Annotated in this window: 12 protein-coding genes; all 12 read left to right on the top strand. The window is 61.4% G+C overall.

The window, feature by feature from the left end; genetic code table 11:
- The first annotated feature begins 70 nt into the window (after positions 1-70).
- The 12 genes from E0F99_RS02735 to E0F99_RS02680 all read left to right on the top strand — a co-directional run bounded on the left by E0F99_RS02735 (position 71) and on the right by E0F99_RS02680 (position 16,052).
- Complete coding sequence (locus E0F99_RS02735; RefSeq protein WP_083360324.1) at positions 71-1,594, top strand: HAL/PAL/TAL family ammonia-lyase; 1,524 nt, start codon at positions 71-73, stop codon at positions 1,592-1,594.
- Positions 1,595-1,626: 32 nt separating this feature from the next.
- The gene (gene hutH, locus E0F99_RS02730; RefSeq protein ID WP_130908695.1) at positions 1,627-3,165 is read left to right on the top strand and encodes a histidine ammonia-lyase; all 1,539 of its coding nucleotides are present in this window, start codon (positions 1,627-1,629) and stop codon (positions 3,163-3,165) included.
- A gap of 150 nt (positions 3,166-3,315) precedes the next feature.
- A complete protein-coding gene (locus tag E0F99_RS02725) occupies positions 3,316-4,725 on the top strand; it encodes an amino acid permease (RefSeq protein ID WP_083355694.1) in 1,410 nt (469 codons plus the stop codon).
- Positions 4,726-4,740: 15 nt separating this feature from the next.
- A complete protein-coding gene (hutI, locus tag E0F99_RS02720; protein WP_083355693.1) occupies positions 4,741-5,946 on the top strand; it encodes an imidazolonepropionase in 1,206 nt (401 codons plus the stop codon).
- 29 nt (positions 5,947-5,975) lie between these two features.
- Entirely contained in the window at positions 5,976-6,776 is an 801-nt protein-coding gene (hutG, locus tag E0F99_RS02715; protein WP_083355692.1) for an N-formylglutamate deformylase, read from the top strand.
- Positions 6,777-6,913: 137 nt separating this feature from the next.
- Positions 6,914-7,861 (top strand): choline ABC transporter substrate-binding protein, encoded by a 948-nt coding sequence (choX, locus tag E0F99_RS02710; protein WP_083355691.1) that lies wholly within the window; start codon positions 6,914-6,916, stop codon positions 7,859-7,861.
- A 169-nt stretch (positions 7,862-8,030) separates the two neighbouring features.
- Positions 8,031-8,960, top strand: coding sequence for an alpha/beta hydrolase (locus tag E0F99_RS02705; protein ID WP_083355690.1), 930 nt, complete (start codon positions 8,031-8,033; stop codon positions 8,958-8,960).
- A 104-nt stretch (positions 8,961-9,064) separates the two neighbouring features.
- Positions 9,065-10,036 carry a prolyl aminopeptidase gene (gene pip, locus E0F99_RS02700; RefSeq protein WP_083355689.1) on the top strand — a complete coding sequence of 324 codons (972 nt, stop codon included), beginning with the start codon at positions 9,065-9,067 and terminating at the stop codon, positions 10,034-10,036.
- On the top strand, positions 10,033-10,470 hold the full coding sequence (dtd, locus tag E0F99_RS02695; RefSeq protein WP_083355688.1) for a D-aminoacyl-tRNA deacylase: 438 nt from the start codon (positions 10,033-10,035) through the stop codon (positions 10,468-10,470). The genes pip and dtd overlap by 4 nt, the downstream gene beginning before the upstream one ends.
- Positions 10,471-10,736: 266 nt before the next feature.
- Positions 10,737-12,503: a glucan biosynthesis protein G gene (locus E0F99_RS02690; RefSeq protein ID WP_083360322.1), complete on the top strand. Its 1,767-nt coding sequence runs from the start codon at positions 10,737-10,739 to the stop codon at positions 12,501-12,503.
- Entirely contained in the window at positions 12,496-15,066 is a 2,571-nt protein-coding gene (gene mdoH / locus E0F99_RS02685; RefSeq protein WP_083355687.1) for a glucans biosynthesis glucosyltransferase MdoH, read from the top strand. The genes E0F99_RS02690 and mdoH overlap by 8 nt, the downstream gene beginning before the upstream one ends.
- A gap of 185 nt (positions 15,067-15,251) precedes the next feature.
- On the top strand, positions 15,252-16,052 hold the full coding sequence (locus E0F99_RS02680; RefSeq protein ID WP_083355686.1) for a transporter substrate-binding domain-containing protein: 801 nt from the start codon (positions 15,252-15,254) through the stop codon (positions 16,050-16,052).
- Positions 16,053-16,217 lie beyond the last annotated feature (165 nt).

Genomic DNA, 16,217 nt, shown 5'->3' with positions numbered 1-16,217 from the left:
TCCCCTGTGGGAGCGGGCTTGCCCGCGAAGAGGCCGGTAAGGCTGCACAAGAATTGAAGAAGGTATGAAGATGTCCCAGGCAGCAAAAGTCATCATCGCCGACGCCCCCATGCGCTGGCAGGACGTGGTCGCCGTCGCCCGCTTCGGCGCCGTGCTTGAACTCTCGGGCCAGGCCTGGGCGCGGATCGACAATGCCCAGGCGATCGTGCAGCGCATCGTCACCCGCGGTGAACGCGCTTATGGCGTGAACACCGGCCTGGGCGCGCTGTGCAATGTGTCGCTCAAGGGCGAGCAACTCAGCCAGCTGTCGCGCAATACCCTGCTGAGTCACGCCTGTGGTGTCGGCCCGGTGCTCAGCGATGAGCAAACCCGTGCGATCATTTGCGCGGCAATCATCAACTACAGCCACGGCAAATCCGGCCTGCACCCGCAGGTGGTGCATTCGTTGCTGGCGCTGCTTAATCACGGCATCACGCCGCAAGTGCCGTCCCAGGGTTCGGTGGGTTACCTGACCCATATGGCCCATGTCGGTGTGGCGTTGCTCGGTGTCGGCAACGTGAGCTATCGCGGCCAGATCGTGACAGCGCAAGAAGCACTCCAAGCAGAAGGCTTGCAGCCAGTCGTACTCGGTGCCAAAGACGGCCTGTGCCTGGTCAACGGCACGCCGTGCATGACCGGCCTGAGCTGCCTGGCCCTGGCCGATGCGCATCATTTGCTGCAATGGGCCGACGTAATCGGCGCCATGAGTTTTGAGGCCCAGCGCGGCCAGATCGACGCTTTCGACGAAGCCATCATCGCCCTCAAGCCGCACCCGGGCATGCAGCAAGTCGGCATCAACCTGCGCGCCTTGCTCGATGGCAGTGAAGTGATCGCCAGCAGCAAAGGCATTCGTACTCAAGACGCCTTGAGCATCCGCTCGATCCCGCAGATTCACGGCGCCGCGCGTGATCAAGTCGAGCACGCCACCCGCCAGATCGAGACCGAACTCAATAGCGCCACGGACAACCCGCTGGTGCTCGGCACGCCGGACACCTACCGCGTGGTGTCCCAGGCCAACCCGCACGGGCAGTCGGTGGCATTGGCGGCGGACATGCTGGCGATTGCCATGGCCGAAATCGGCTCGGTGGCCGAACGCCGTTTGGACCGCCTGATTAACCCGCACGTCAGCGGCTTGCCGGCGTTCCTGGTCAGCAACCCTGGGGTTAACTCCGGGATGATGATCGTGCAGTACGTCGCTGCCTCGCTGTGCGGGCAAAACCGTCAGTTGGCGCAACCGGCGGTGCTCGACAACTTCGTTACCTCGGGGTTGCAGGAAGACCATCTGAGCATGGGCACCAACGCCGCGCTCAAGCTGCACCAGCTGTTGGCCAACGTCACTCAGATCCTCGCTATCGAGTACCTGCTGGCGGCCCAGGCCTTCGAGTTTCTCAAGGACCAGCGTTTCGGCGCGGGCACCGACAGCGCCTGGCGCTTGTTGCGTGAAAAAGTCCCGGCCTACGAGCAGGACCGCTGGCTGGCGCCGGACATCGCGAGCGCCACCGCGCTGCTCAACGACACCGCTTTGCTGTGCCACGTATTACCGAATTTGCACTGAACACTTTTTCAAAAGAATAATTCACAAGGAGTATGAATGTGACTGCGCTAAATCTGATTCCAGGCCAACTGAGCCTTGCCCAACTGCGGGCCATCTACCAGCAGCCGGTAACCCTCAGCCTGGATGACAGCGCCTCGGCGCAGATCGAAGCCAGTGTTGCCTGTGTGGAGCAGATTCTCGCCGAGAACCGCACCGCCTACGGCATCAACACCGGTTTCGGCCTGCTGGCCTCGACCCGCATCGCCAGCGAAGACCTGGAAAACCTCCAGCGTTCGCTGGTGCTGTCCCACGCCGCCGGTGTCGGTGAGCCGATCAGCGACGCGCTGGTGCGGCTGGTCATGGTGCTCAAGGTCAACAGCCTCAGCCGTGGGTTCTCCGGGATCCGCCGCCAGGTCATCGACGCATTGATCGCGCTGATCAACGCCGAGGTGTACCCGCACATCCCGCTCAAAGGTTCGGTCGGTGCCTCCGGCGACCTGGCGCCGTTGGCGCACATGTCGTTGGTACTGCTGGGCGAAGGCAAGGCGCGCTACAAGGGCGAATGGCTGCAAGCCACCGAAGCACTGAAAGTCGCCGGCTTGACGCCGCTGACCCTCGCCGCCAAAGAAGGCCTGGCGCTGCTCAACGGCACCCAAGTGTCCACCGCCTACGCCTTGCGTGGCCTGTTCGAAGGCGAAGACCTGTTCTCCGGCGCGCTGGCCTGCGGCGGCCTGACCGTGGAAGCGGTACTCGGCTCACGCTCGCCGTTTGACGCGCGTATCCACGCCGCACGTGGCCAGCGTGGGCAGATCGACTCGGCTGCGGCCTATCGCGACCTGCTCGGTGAAAGCAGCGAGGTGTCCCAGTCGCACCAGAACTGCGACAAAGTCCAAGACCCGTACTCCCTGCGCTGCCAGCCGCAAGTCATGGGCGCCTGCCTGACCCAGTTCCGCCAGGCTGCCGAAGTGCTGGTGGTGGAAGCCAACGCCGTGTCGGATAACCCGCTGGTGTTTGCAGCCGAAGGCGACGTGATTTCCGGCGGTAACTTCCACGCCGAGCCGGTGGCCATGGCCGCCGACAACATGGCACTGGCCATCGCCGAAATCGGCTCCCTGAGTGAGCGCCGTATCTCGCTGATGATGGACAAGCACATGTCGCAACTGCCGCCGTTCCTGGTGGGCAATGGCGGGGTCAACTCCGGCTTTATGATTGCCCAGGTGACCGCCGCCGCGCTCGCCAGCGAAAACAAGGCACTGTCCCATCCGCACAGCGTCGACAGTTTGCCGACCTCGGCCAACCAGGAAGACCACGTGTCGATGGCGCCGGCAGCAGGCAAGCGTCTGTGGGAAATGGCTGAGAACACCCGTGGCATTTTGGCTGTCGAGTGGCTGGCGGCGTGCCAGGGCCTGGACCTGCGTGACGGCCTGAAGACCTCGCCGAAGCTGGAAAAAGCCCGTGGCCTCTTGCGCGCCAAAGTGGGTTTCTACGATAAGGACCGCTTCTTCGCCCCGGACATCAATGCCGCCAGCGAATTGCTCGCCAGCCGCTGCCTGAATGAGTTGGTGCCGGCCAAGTTGTTGCCAAGTCTCTAACACGCTGATCGTTCCCATGCTCTGCGTGGGAACGCCTCCTGTGACGCTCCGCGTCACGGCTCCTAAAGCGGACGCAGAGCGTCCAAGGCGGCATTCCCACGCAGAGCGTGGGAACGATCTTCTCCTCATAAGAATAATTAGGGACGAGAAATGCACCAGCAAGAAAAGGGTTTGAAACGCGGGCTCAGCGCCCGACATATTCGCTTCATGGCACTCGGTTCCGCGATCGGCACCGGGCTGTTCTACGGCTCCGCCTCCGCCATCCAAATGGCCGGGCCGGCCGTGCTGCTGGCCTACCTGATCGGCGGCGCCGCCGTATTCATGGTGATGCGCGCCCTGGGTGAAATGGCTGTGCACAACCCCGTATCCGGCTCCTTTGGCCAGTACGCCAGCACCTACCTGGGCCCCATGGCCGGGTTTATCCTCGGCTGGACCTACGCGTTTGAAATGATCATCGTCTGCCTGGCCGACGTCACCGCCTTTGGCATTTACATGGGCTTCTGGTTTCCCGAGGTCGCGCGTTGGGTGTGGGTGCTCGGCATCGTGTTTTTGATCGGCGGCCTGAACCTGTGCAGCGTCAAGGTGTTTGGCGAGATGGAATTCTGGCTGTCGCTGCTCAAGGTCGGCGCCATTGTGGCGATGATCCTCGGCGGCTTCGGCATCATGCTGTTCGGCATCCATTCGGCCGGTGAAACCCAGGCCAGCGGGCTCAGCAACCTATGGGCCCACGGCGGTTTCATGCCTAATGGCATCGGCGGCTTGATCGCTTCGTTCGCGGTGGTGATGTTTGCCTTCGGCGGCATCGAAATCATCGGCATCACCGCCGGTGAAGCCAAAGACCCGCAGCGCGTGATCCCCAAGGCGATCAACGCGGTGCCGCTACGCATCCTGTTGTTCTACGTGCTGACGCTGTTCGTGCTGATGGCGATTTACCCGTGGCCGCAGATCGGCAGCCAAGGCAGCCCGTTCGTGCAGATCTTCAGCAACCTGGGCATTAGTTCGGCGGCGACCATCCTCAACATCGTGGTGATCTCGGCGGCCGTCTCGGCCATCAACAGCGACATCTTCGGCGCCGGCCGCATGATGTATGGCCTGGCTCAGCAAGGGCAGGCGCCCAAGGGCTTTGCCCAGTTGTCCAAGCAAGGCGTGCCGTGGATGACCGTGGTGGTGATGGGCGCGGCGCTGCTGGGCGGCGTGGTGCTCAACTACCTGATCCCGGAAAACGTGTTCCTGCTGATCGCCTCGATTGCCACCTTCGCCACCGTGTGGGTGTGGCTGATGATTCTGTTCACCCAGGTCGCGATGCGTCGCTCGATGACCAGCGAACAGGTCGCCGAGCTGAAATTCCCGGTGCCGTTCTGGCCGTATGCGCCCGCGGCGGCCATCGTGTTCATGCTGTTCGTGTTTGGCGTGCTGGGTTACTTCCCGGACACCCAGGCGGCCTTGCTGGTCGGCGCCGTGTGGATCGTGCTGCTGGTTCTGGCCTACCTGCTGTGGGTCAAACCCGCTGCCGGGCAAGCGGCCAAGGTCCATTACGACTCGGCTTTGTCTCATCGTTAACTTAGGGAGGCGTTGATGAAAACGCTTTGGCAACACTGCCACGTCGCAACCATGGCAGGCGGCAAATACTCGATCATCGAGGATGCCGCGATGGTCACTGCCGGTTCGCTCATCGAGTGGGTCGGCCCCCGCAGCCAAGTGCCACCGGCGAATTACGCCCAGGCGCATGACCTGCAAGGCGCGTGGGTCACCCCCGGGCTGATCGACTGCCACACCCACACGGTGTTCGGCGGCAATCGCAGCGGCGAATTCGAGCAGCGCCTAGAGGGCGTGAGCTACGCCGAAATCGCGGCCCAGGGCGGCGGTATTGCCAGCACCGTACGCGCCACCCGCGCCGCCACTGAAGATGAACTGTTTGCCAGCGCTCACAAGCGCCTGCGCAGTTTGCTGCGCGACGGTGTAACTACGGTTGAGATCAAATCCGGCTACGGCCTGGACCTGGCCAGCGAGCGCAAGTTGCTGCGGGTGATTCGTCGCCTCGGCGAAGCGCTGCCGGTCAGCGTGTGCGCCACCTGCCTGGCGGCTCATGCCTTGCCACCGGAGTACAAGGATCGCGCGGATGATTACATCGACCACATCTGCTCCGAGATGCTGCCGGCCCTGGCGGCAGAAGGGCTGGTGGATGCGGTGGATGCGTTCTGTGAATACCTGGCGTTTTCCCCGGAACAGGTCGAGCGCGTGTTCAAGGTTGCCCAGCAACTCGGCTTGCCGGTGAAGCTGCACGCCGAACAGCTGTCGGCACTGCACGGCTCCAGCCTGGCGGCGCGGTATCACGCGTTGTCGGCGGACCACTTGGAGTTCATGACCGAAGAAGACGCCATCGCCATGGCTGCCTCCGGCACTGTCGCCGTATTACTGCCGGGTGCCTTCTACTTCTTGCGTGAAACCCAGCTGCCGCCGATGGAAGCCCTGCGCAAGCATGGCGTGAAAATCGCCATCGCCAGCGACCTCAACCCCGGTACCTCGCCCGCGTTGTCGGTGCGCCTGATGCTGAACATGGCCTGTACCCTGTTCCGCATGACCCCGGAAGAAGCCTTGGCCGGCGCTACGCAACACGCGGCTACCGCGCTGGGCATGGGCGACACCCACGGCTCACTGGAAGTGGGCAAAGTCGCCGACTTTGTCGCCTGGCAGATCGATCGTCCCGCTGATCTCGCCTACTGGCTGGGCGGCGAGTTGGATAAACGCGTCGTGCGCCACGGCGTCGATGTCACTGTTTAAGGCTGCCTTTGTGAACGAGGAGTACCGCTGTGGATAAGGTTCTGAACTTCAAACAAGGCCGCGTGCCGCTGCTGATCAGCATGCCCCATGCGGGCCTACGCCTGACGCCTGCGGTCGAGGCCGGGTTGATCCCTGAGGCGCAAAGCCTGCCGGACACCGACTGGCATATTCCTACGCTGTATGACTTTGCCGAGGCGCTGGGCGCCAGCACCTTGTCGGCTGAATATTCACGGTTTGTCATCGACCTGAACCGGCCTTCGGACGACACGCCGCTGTATGTCGGCGCCACCACCGGCCTGTACCCGGCGACGCTGTTCGACGGCGTGCCACTGTTCCGCGAGGGTCTGGAGCCGTCGGCAGAGGAGCGCGCGACCTACCTGCAAAAGATTTGGGGGCCGTACCACCGCGCCCTGCAAGAGGAACTGGCGCGGCTCAAGGCTGAGTTTGGCTACGCATTGTTGTTCGATGCGCACTCGATCCGCTCGGTGATCCCGCACCTGTTCGACGGCAAGCTGCCCGACTTCAACCTCGGCACCTTCAACGGCGCCGCCTGCGACCCTGAGCTGGCGAGCCAATTGGAAGCCATCTGCGCCACGCATCCGCAGTACACCCACGTACTCAACGGGCGCTTTAAGGGCGGGCATATCACCCGGCATTACGGCGACCCGACGCAGGACATCCACGCCGTGCAGCTGGAATTGTGTCAGAGCGCTTACATGGAGGAGTTTGAGCCGTTTCGTTATCGGTCGGATCTGGCCGAGCCGACGCGGGTGGTGTTGACGCAACTGCTGGAAGGGGTGTTGAGGTGGGGACAAAAGCGTTACGGCTGATATCGCTATCGCAGTCGCCCCAGTGCAACTGCCGGTCGCCGTAGGTCGTTTCAACCACCGTCCCGCTGGGTAAGGTTGTGGGTAGGGCGCGTCAGACGCCACTCCCCACAATAAAAGCTGCCGAGTGAGACTCTTTGATGAACAGACTGTTCAACCGTTACCTGTTGCCCCTCACCGCCGCCGCGCTGCTCAGTGCGCACGCCATGGCCGCCGAACCGGCCTCGTGCAAAACCGTGCGCATGGGCGTGGTCAGTTGGACGGACGTGGTCGCCACTTCCGGCATGGCCGACGTGCTGCTCAACGGCCTGGGCTACGAGAGCAAGCAGACCAGCGCCGTGCAGCAGATCATCTTTGCGGGCATTCGCGACAAGCGCCTGGATATCTTCCTCGGCTACTGGAAACCGGCGATGGACAACAACATCGCGCCATTCCTGGCCGCCAAGCAGGTCAAGGTCTTCGCTACGCCCAGCCTCTCTGACGCCCAAGCCACCCTGGCCGTGCCGCAATACGTGGCCGACGCCGGGTTGAAAACCTTTGCTGACATTGCCCGCTTCAAGGACAAACTGGGCGGCAAGCTCTATGGCATCGAGCCCGGCAGTGGCGCTAACACCGATATTCAGAAAATGATCGACACCAACCAGTTCGGCCTTGGCGGCTTCAAGTTGGTCGCCTCCGGCGAAGCGGGCATGCTGGCAGCGGTGCAGCGCGCGGTGAATCGCAAGGCGTTCGTGGTGTTTGTCGGTTGGACGCCGCACCCGATGAACATCAACATGAAAATGGCCTACCTCACCGGCAGTGAAGACGTGTTCGGTGCCGACGAAGGTCGCGCCACGGTTTCTACGGTTACCGCGCCGGATTTCCCCGAGCGTTGCCCGAACGCCAACCGCCTGCTGGAAAACCTGACCTTCACCGCGGCCCAGGAAAGCCAGTTGATGGTGCCGATCATGGCGCGTCAGTCGCCACAGGATGTGGCCAAGCAATGGCTGCGTGATCACCCCGAGGATTTGCAGCGTTGGTTGGCGGGGGTTACGGCGTTTGATGGCGGCGATGGCGTTGCGGCCGTGCAGGCCAGCCTCAAGCCCTAAGCCGGGCGCGGTAGATCAAACAGCACAGGGCAAATGCGGGAGCAGACTTGCCCGCGATGGCGGTGTATCAGGTAATCAATAGGTGGCTGACACACCGCTATCGCAGCGGTGCGACGATTCGACAAGCCAGCTCCCACACTTGATCTCCATTGATTAGGGAAGTTTGTGCATGTACCCCATTTCTTTGCAGCTTGCGGCCTTCGTCGCCAAGACCGAATCCTTCACCAGTGACGACTCAACGGTGACAGGGTTACGCCAGAACTACGATCGCATGTGCCGGGCGTTCACCCCGCCACAGCCTGAGGCGCTGCAAGTCTCGGACTTTTTCCTTGGCGCAGTAGGCGTACGCAGTTATCTGCCTTCAGCCCCCACTCCGTCCCAAGGCTGGCCATGCCTTCTTTATATGCACGGCGGCGGCTGGGCTGTGGGCGGGTTGGACTCCCATGACTTCATTTGCTTTGAACTCGCCAACGCGCTGCAAGTACTGATAATCGCCATCGACTACCGCCTGGCGCCTGAGCATCCGTTCCCGGCGGCTTACGAGGATTGTCGCGCCGTGTGGCAGGCGATCCAGGCCGGGCAGGGGCCGCACACCATCAACCGGCAGCGTCTGGTGGTCATGGGCGACAGCGCGGGCGGCAATCTGGCGGCGGCTCTGTGCCTGGGCCTGCGTGACGACGGCTTGCCGTTGCCTCAAGCCCAGGTACTTATTTATCCCGGTTTGGGCGGCGCGGCCGATTTGCCCTCGCGCCGCGACTGCAGGCATGCGCCGCTGCTCAGCACTGCCGACACCGACTGCTACCTGGCGTTGTACCTGCGCGGCGCGGGCAAGCCTTCGGCCTATGCCATGCCTTTATTGGCCGAGCGTTTCAGCGATTTGCCCAAGGCATTGATCGCCGTGGCCCAGTTCGACCCGCTGCGTGATGACGGCATGGTGTATGCCGAGCGGCTGCAAGCGGCGGGCGTCGAGGCCGTGCTGTATCCCGGCAAAGGCCTGGTGCACGGCTGTTTGCGCGCGCGCGGCCAGGCACCGGAGGTGGATCAGCTGTACGACTATATGCTGGGTTACCTAAGGCGTGGATGGCTGACACAGGTCTAGGTACTCAAGGACATGCTCATTGCACAATTCGGGTTTATGATGCCAGACGGCAAAAATAATAGACGTCCCCTCAGGGATGGACCCGACACCCTACGGAGCGCGCAATGCAGACTTGGTACCCGCAGATCAAACCCTACGCCCGGCACGATCTGGCAGTCGATGACACCCACACGCTGTACGTCGATGAAAGTGGCTCCCCCGAAGGCTTGCCTGTTGTCTTTATCCACGGTGGCCCAGGCTCCGGTTGCGACGCCCAGAGCCGCTGCTACTTCGATCCGAACCTGTACCGCATTGTCACCTTCGACCAGCGCGGTTGCGGGCGCTCCACCCCGCGCGCCAGCCTGGAAAACAATACCACCTGGGATCTGGTCGCCGACCTTGAGCGCATCCGCGAACACCTGGGCATCGAAAAGTGGGTGCTGTTCGGCGGTTCCTGGGGTTCGACCCTGTCCCTGGCCTACGCGCAAACCCACCCTGAGCGCGTGCTTGGCCTGATCCTGCGCGGTATTTTCCTGGCGCGCCCGCAGGACATTCACTGGTTCTACCAGGACGGCGCGAGCCGCATGTTCCCGGACTACTGGCAGGACTACCTCGCACCGATCCCAGCGGACGAGCGCCATGATCTGATCGCGGCTTACCACAAGCGCCTCACCGGCAACGACCAGATCGCCCAGATGCACGCGGCCAAAGCCTGGTCCGGCTGGGAAGGCCGCATGCTGGGCCTGTGCCCGAGCCCGCAGCATGTAGAGCGGTTTTCCGAGCCGCAGCGCGCGCTGTCGATTGCGCGTATCGAATGCCACTACTTCACCAATAACTCCTTCCTGGAGCCCGACCAACTGATTCGCGACATGCACAAGATCGCCCATCTGCCTGGCGTAATCATCCATGGGCGCTACGATATGATCTGCCCATTGGATAACGCCTGGGCGTTGCATCAGGCCTGGCCTAACAGCGAGCTGCAGGTGATTCGCGAGGCGGGCCATGCCGCGTCCGAGCCGGGTATTACCGATGCGTTGGTGCGCGCAACCGGCGAGATGGCACGCCGCCTGCTTGATCTGCCGCCAGAAGAAGCATGAAGGGCCTGTTGCAGCGGGTGCGTGGCGCCCGCGTCGAAGTGGCGGGCGAAATTGTTGGGGCGATTGACCAGGGTTTGCTCGTGCTGGTGGCCGTCGAGCCTTCAGATACGCCGCAGAGTGCCGACAAACTGCTGCACAAGCTGCTTAACTACCGGGTATTCAGCGACGACGAGGGCAAGATGAACTTGTCCTTGAAGGACATCGGCGGCGGTTTGCTGCTGGTGTCGCAGTTCACTCTGGCGGCGGATACAAAAAGCGGGCTGCGGCCGAGCTTCTCCACGGCAGCCCCTCCAGCCCTGGGAGCGGCGCTTTTTGATCACTTGTTGTTACAAGCACAACAATTGCATGGCAAGGTGGCGTCAGGGCGTTTTGGCGCTGACATGCAGGTGCATTTGGTCAATGATGGCCCTGTGACCTTCCTCTTACAGACATGAATGTATTAAAAACGACTTTAATGCCTAAAAACGCAGGGTTTCGCTACAAATACTTCGTTGTCCCTGATGCGTTGTTTCGCGGGCTACTAGATAATCGCGCGCTACGGGGATCAGCGTTGTTTGGTCCATTTTTGACTTAGGTAGAGACTTGTCCGACGGCCATTGGGGAATCATTTTGACCCAGGGGAGTCGGAACAATGCTCGCCAACCTGGCATATAGATAGCTGGCCGTTGGTTTTTTGATCTGTTTTCGGCGAGGGTTGCTCGTGATTGTTAGTCCCTGTAATGCACCAAAATTGTCTGCCAAACGGTTACGAAACGTACTGGTAACGGGCTCAGCCCTGTTTTGCCTGTTCGGCGCGGGTCAACTGTGGGCATTCAGTCTGGATGATGTGTCGGCCAAGGCAAAAGAGCTGGCCGGGCAGAAATACGAAGCTCCGCGCAGCAATCTGCCGAACGAATTTCGCGAAATGAAATTCGCCGACTATCAGAAGATTCGTTTCCGCAACGAAAAAGCCGAGTGGGCCGATCAGAACACGCCATTCAAGCTGTCCTTCTATCACCAGGGCATGCATTTCGACACGCCGGTGAAAATCAACGAAGTGACCGCCGACAGCGTTCATGAAATCAAATACGACCCGACGCGTTTCGATTTCGGCGACGTGAAATATGATCCCAAGTCCACCGAACAACTGGGTTATGCCGGTTTCCGTGTGCTGTACCCGATCAACAAAGATGACAAGCAAGACGAAATCATGACCATGCTCGGCGCCAGCTACTTCCGCGTCGTCGGCAAAGGCCAGTCGTATGGCCTGTCTGCCCGTGGCATGGCGATCGACACTGCATTGCCGTCCGGTGAGGAATTCCCACGCTTTACCGAATTCTGGGTCGAGCGTCCAAAACCGGGTGAAAAGCAGCTGGTGATCTACGCCCTGCTGGACTCACCACGCGCAACCGGCGCCTATCGCCTGATCCTGCGTCCTGGCACCGACACCATTGTCGACGTCAAATCCCAGATGTTCTTGCGTGACAAGGTCACCAAGCTGGGCGTTGCCCCGTTGACCAGCATGTTCCTGTTCGGCGCGAACCAGCCGTCGAAGGTGCTCAACTACCGTCGTGAACTGCACGATTCCAGCGGTCTTTCGATCCATGCCGGCAACGGCGAGTGGATCTGGCGCCCACTGAATAACCCTAAACATCTGTCGGTCAGCAACTTCACCATCGAAAACCCGCGTGGTTTCGGCCTGCTACAACGCGGCCGTGACTTCAGCCACTACGAAGACCTGGACGACAACTACGATAAGCGCCCAAGCGCCTGGATCGAGCCTGAGGGCGACTGGGGCAAGGGTTCCGTCGACCTGGTCGAGATTCCGACCGCTGATGAAACCAACGACAACATCGTTGCTTTCTGGAGCCCGGCCGAGCTGCCGAAAGTCGGCGAGCCGCTGGACATCAGCTACCGCATGCACTGGACCATGGACGAAAAAGCCCTGCACCCGGCCGACAGCGCCTGGGTTAAGCAGACCCTGCGCTCCACGGGTGACGTGAAGCAGTCCAACCTGATCCGTCAGCCAGACGGCAGCGTGGCTTACCTCGTTGACTTCGAGGGCCCGTCCCTCAAAGCGCTGCCGGCGGACGCTCCGGTGCGCAGCCAGGTGAGTGTTGGCGACAACGCTGAAATCGTTGAAAACAGTGTGCGTTACAACGAGCACACCAAAGGCTGGCGCTTGACCCTGCGGATGAAGATCAAAGACGCAGGCAAACCGACCGAAATGCGGGCAGCCCTGGTCGAGGACATTCCGCAGCCTGAGCCTGAAAAGCCTTCGACCCAAGTGATCAAGGCCGACAAGCTGCTGGCCAAGCAACACGAGAAACAGGCCAAGAAAGAAGCTAAAGAGGCTAAAGAAGCCAAAGACAAGGAAGCCAAGCAGCCAGAAGCTGCCCCGGCCACGCCACTCTCTAATCCGGAGCCGGCCAAGACAGAACACGTCCTGACCGAAACCTGGAGCTATCAGTTGCCTGCCGATGAGTAATTCTCAAACCACGCCCGAGACGCTGTCCGAGTACCTGACGCATCTCCCGATGACCGCAGAGCAGCGCGCCGAGCTGGCGGGCTGCACCTCCTTCAGTGAGCTGCACGAGCGGCTGTCGTCCGCGACTTTCGACGCACCAACCGACGCTGCCCAAGCGTCGGTCGGCCGTCGGCTGACCCTCAACACGGCCGAAGCGCTGCAAGACGCGCAAATGCTCGCGCTCGACGCCAGCGGCCGGGTTTGCCTGAAGGCCACGCCGCCGATTCGTCGAACCAAAGTCGTGCCTGAGCCTTGGCGCACCAACATCCTGGTGCGCGGTTGGCGCCGGATGACCGGTCGCACCAATCCTCCAGCGCCGCCGAAAGACGAGCGGGTGCTGCCGGCTGCGCGCTGGCGTACCGTGGGTTCGATTCGTCGCTACATCTTGCTGATATTGATGCTCGGCCAGACCATCGTTGCCGGCTGGTACATGAAAGGCATCATGCCGTACCAGGGCTGGTCGCTGGTCGACTTCGACGAGATCCGCAACCAGACCCTGCTTCAGACCGCGACCCAAGTACTGCCTTACGCCCTGCAAACCAGCATCCTGATCATGTTCGGGATCTTGTTCTGCTGGGTGTCGGCCGGTTTCTGGACCGCGCTGATGGGCTTCCTGGAACTGCTCACCGGTCACGATAAATACCGCATCTCCGGTAAAAGTGCCGGCGACGAGCCGATCCCGAAAGAGGCCCGTACCGCGCTGGTGATGCCGATTTGCAACGAAGACGTGCCCCGGGTATTCGCCGGTCTGCGCGCCACCTTCGAATCGGTAGCCGCCACGGGCGATCTGGACCGCTTCGATTTCTTCGTGCTCAGTGACAGTAACGAAGCCGATATCTGCATCGCCGAACAACAAGCCTGGCTCGACGTGTGCCGTGAAGCCGGTGGTTTCGGCAAGATCTTCTATCGCCGCCGCCGTCGTCGCGTCAAGCGCAAAAGCGGCAACCTCGACGACTTTTGCCGTCGTTGGGGCGGTGACTATAAGTACATGGTGGTGCTCGACGCCGACAGCGTGATGAGCGGCGAATGCCTGACCAGCCTGGTGCGCTTGATGGAAGCCACGCCGGATGCCGGGATTATCCAGACCGCGCCACGGGCGTCGGGCATGGACACCCTGTATGCGCGCATGCAGCAGTTCGCCACCCGCGTGTACGGCCCGCTGTTTACCGCCGGCCTGCACTTCTGGCAGCTGGGTGAATCCCACTACTGGGGTCACAACGCGATCATCCGCATGAAACCGTTTATCGAGCACTGCGCCCTGGCGCCGTTGCCGGGTAAAGGCGCGTTTGCCGGTGCGATCCTCTCCCACGACTTCGTTGAAGCCGCGCTGATGCGCCGTGCCGGCTGGGGCGTATGGATTGCCTACGACTTGCCAGGCAGCTACGAAGAACTGCCGCCGAACCTGCTGGACGAACTCAAGCGTGACCGCCGCTGGTGCCACGGTAACCTGATGAACTTCCGCCTGTTCCTGGTTAAAGGCATGCACCCGGTGCACCGCGCGGTGTTCCTGACCGGCGTGATGTCCTACCTGTCGGCGCCGTTGTGGTTCTTCTTCCTGGTGCTGTCGACGGCGTTGCTGGCGGTGAACACTTTGATGGAACCGCAGTACTTCATGGCGCCACGCCAGCTGTACCCCTTGTGGCCGCAATGGCACCCTGACAAGGCGGTGGCGCTGTTCTCCACCACCATCGTGCTGCTGTTCCTGCCGAAATTGCTGAGCATCATCCTGATCTGGGCCAAGGGCGCGAAAGAGTTTGGTGGCAAGTTTAAAGTGACGTTGTCGATGCTGCTGGAGATGCTGTTCTCCATGTTGCTGGCACCGGTGCGAATGATCTTCCACACCCGCTTTGTCCTGGCCGCGTTCCTCGGCTGGGCGGCGACCTGGAATTCGCCGCAGCGTGACGACGACTCCACGCCATGGGGCGAGGCGGTCAAGCGCCACGGCCCACAAACCTTGCTTGGCTTCCTGTGGGCGCTGTTGGTGGTGTGGTTGAACCCAAGCTTCCTGTGGTGGCTGACCCCGATCGTCGGCTCGCTGATGTTGTCGATCCCGGTGTCGGTAATTTCCAGCCGGGTCAAGTTGGGCCTCAAGTCTCGCGATGAGAGCCTGTTCCTGATTCCTGAGGAATACAATCCGCCGCAAGCCCTGCTGTCGACTGAGAAGTACACCCACGAGAACCGTTGGCACGCCCTGAATGACGGGTTTGTGCGTTCGGTCGTCGACCCGCAGCAGAACGCCCTGGCCTGTGCCCTGGCGACCTCGCGTCACCGTGAGGCGGAGCCGATCGAGCACTTGCGCCAGGAGCGTGTGCGCCATGCGTTGAAAGTCGGCCCTGCCGGCCTCAACAACGGCGAGCGCCTGGCGTTGCTCAGCGACCCGGTCGCCTTGGCACGTCTGCACCAGCAGGTGTGGAGTGAAGGTCACGCCGAGTGGCTCGACGCTTGGCGTGCTTCGATCAAGGCTGACCCGCACGCGCCTTTGCTGCCGTTGCAACCGCTATCTTCGCAGGCCCAGCTGGCCTGATTCAGGCGCCCCCGAGGGCTCACCTCGGGGGCGTTCGAAGCACTGATCCTACAGCGCTTCACGCTTTTTACTTTAAGCCCTAACGCCTTGTTATTTCGAAACAAAAGACCTTTGTTCGAGGCGTATTGCCGTGCCTGTGGCTGAGTTAGCATCGCCCCCACATTGACGAGGTCACAGGGGGATTCATGTTCAAAAGGTATTGTTCGGCATGGCTGATCGGCGTTGCCGCTTTCATTTACGCGGGCGGGGTGTCGGCCGGTGCACTGGATGATGCCGTTCGACGTGGTGTGCTGCGAGTTGGCACCACGCCCACGTATGTACCCTTCGAAATGACGGACAAACAAGGGCGCATCGTCGGCTTCGAGATCGACTTGCTCCAGGCAATGAGTCGCGCCCTTGGCGTCGAACTTGAGCTGGTCGCCGTGCCCTATACCGACTTGGTACCGGGGCTGATGGCGAAGAAATTCGATCTGATTGGCAGCGGCATGACCGTCACCCAGGAGCGCAATCTGAAGCTCAACTTCAGCGACTCTTTTATCGTGGTTGGCCAAACCGTACTGCTGCATCCGAGCCTGGCCGGCAAGATTTTCAGTATCGAAGACCTGGACGAGGCGAGTTACCGGATTGCGGCTACCGAGGGCACCACCGCAGAGGCCGCGGCACAACGCTTTTTGGGGGCGGCTCGGTTGAGCCGTTTCGCCACACCGGAGGAAGGCGTACGGCAGGTGGTTGAGGGCAAGGCCGATGCTTTTATCCATGACGCGCCCTACAACCTGGTTGCGATTGCCCGGCCGGAGAATCACACACTGTTGGTACTTGAGCAGCCGTTTACCTTTGAGCCCCTGGCCTTTGGCTTGAAAAAAGGTGATTACGACAGCCTCAACTGGATCAATCATTTCCTCAGTCAGGTGGCCCAGGACGGGACCTACGATCGCCTGCACGACAAGTGGTTCAAGGACACCGACTGGATGGCTGAAGTCGACTGATCGTCATAACTACTTACATATCAATCTATTGGTGCTCGCTCGTGCTGATCTGTCTATCACTGCGCCTGGCTGCACCGTCGTTGGGCTTTTCCGATATGCGCCGTTAACTATTACCCGTGAAACCTTTGTGACGGGCAGCGAGTGGGTTAGGATCGCACCCCGAAT

The sequence above is a fragment of the Pseudomonas antarctica genome (assembly GCF_900624995.1).
Taxonomy (GTDB): domain Bacteria; phylum Pseudomonadota; class Gammaproteobacteria; order Pseudomonadales; family Pseudomonadaceae; genus Aquipseudomonas; species Aquipseudomonas antarctica.
This window is presented reverse-complemented; position numbering and strand designations above follow the sequence as displayed.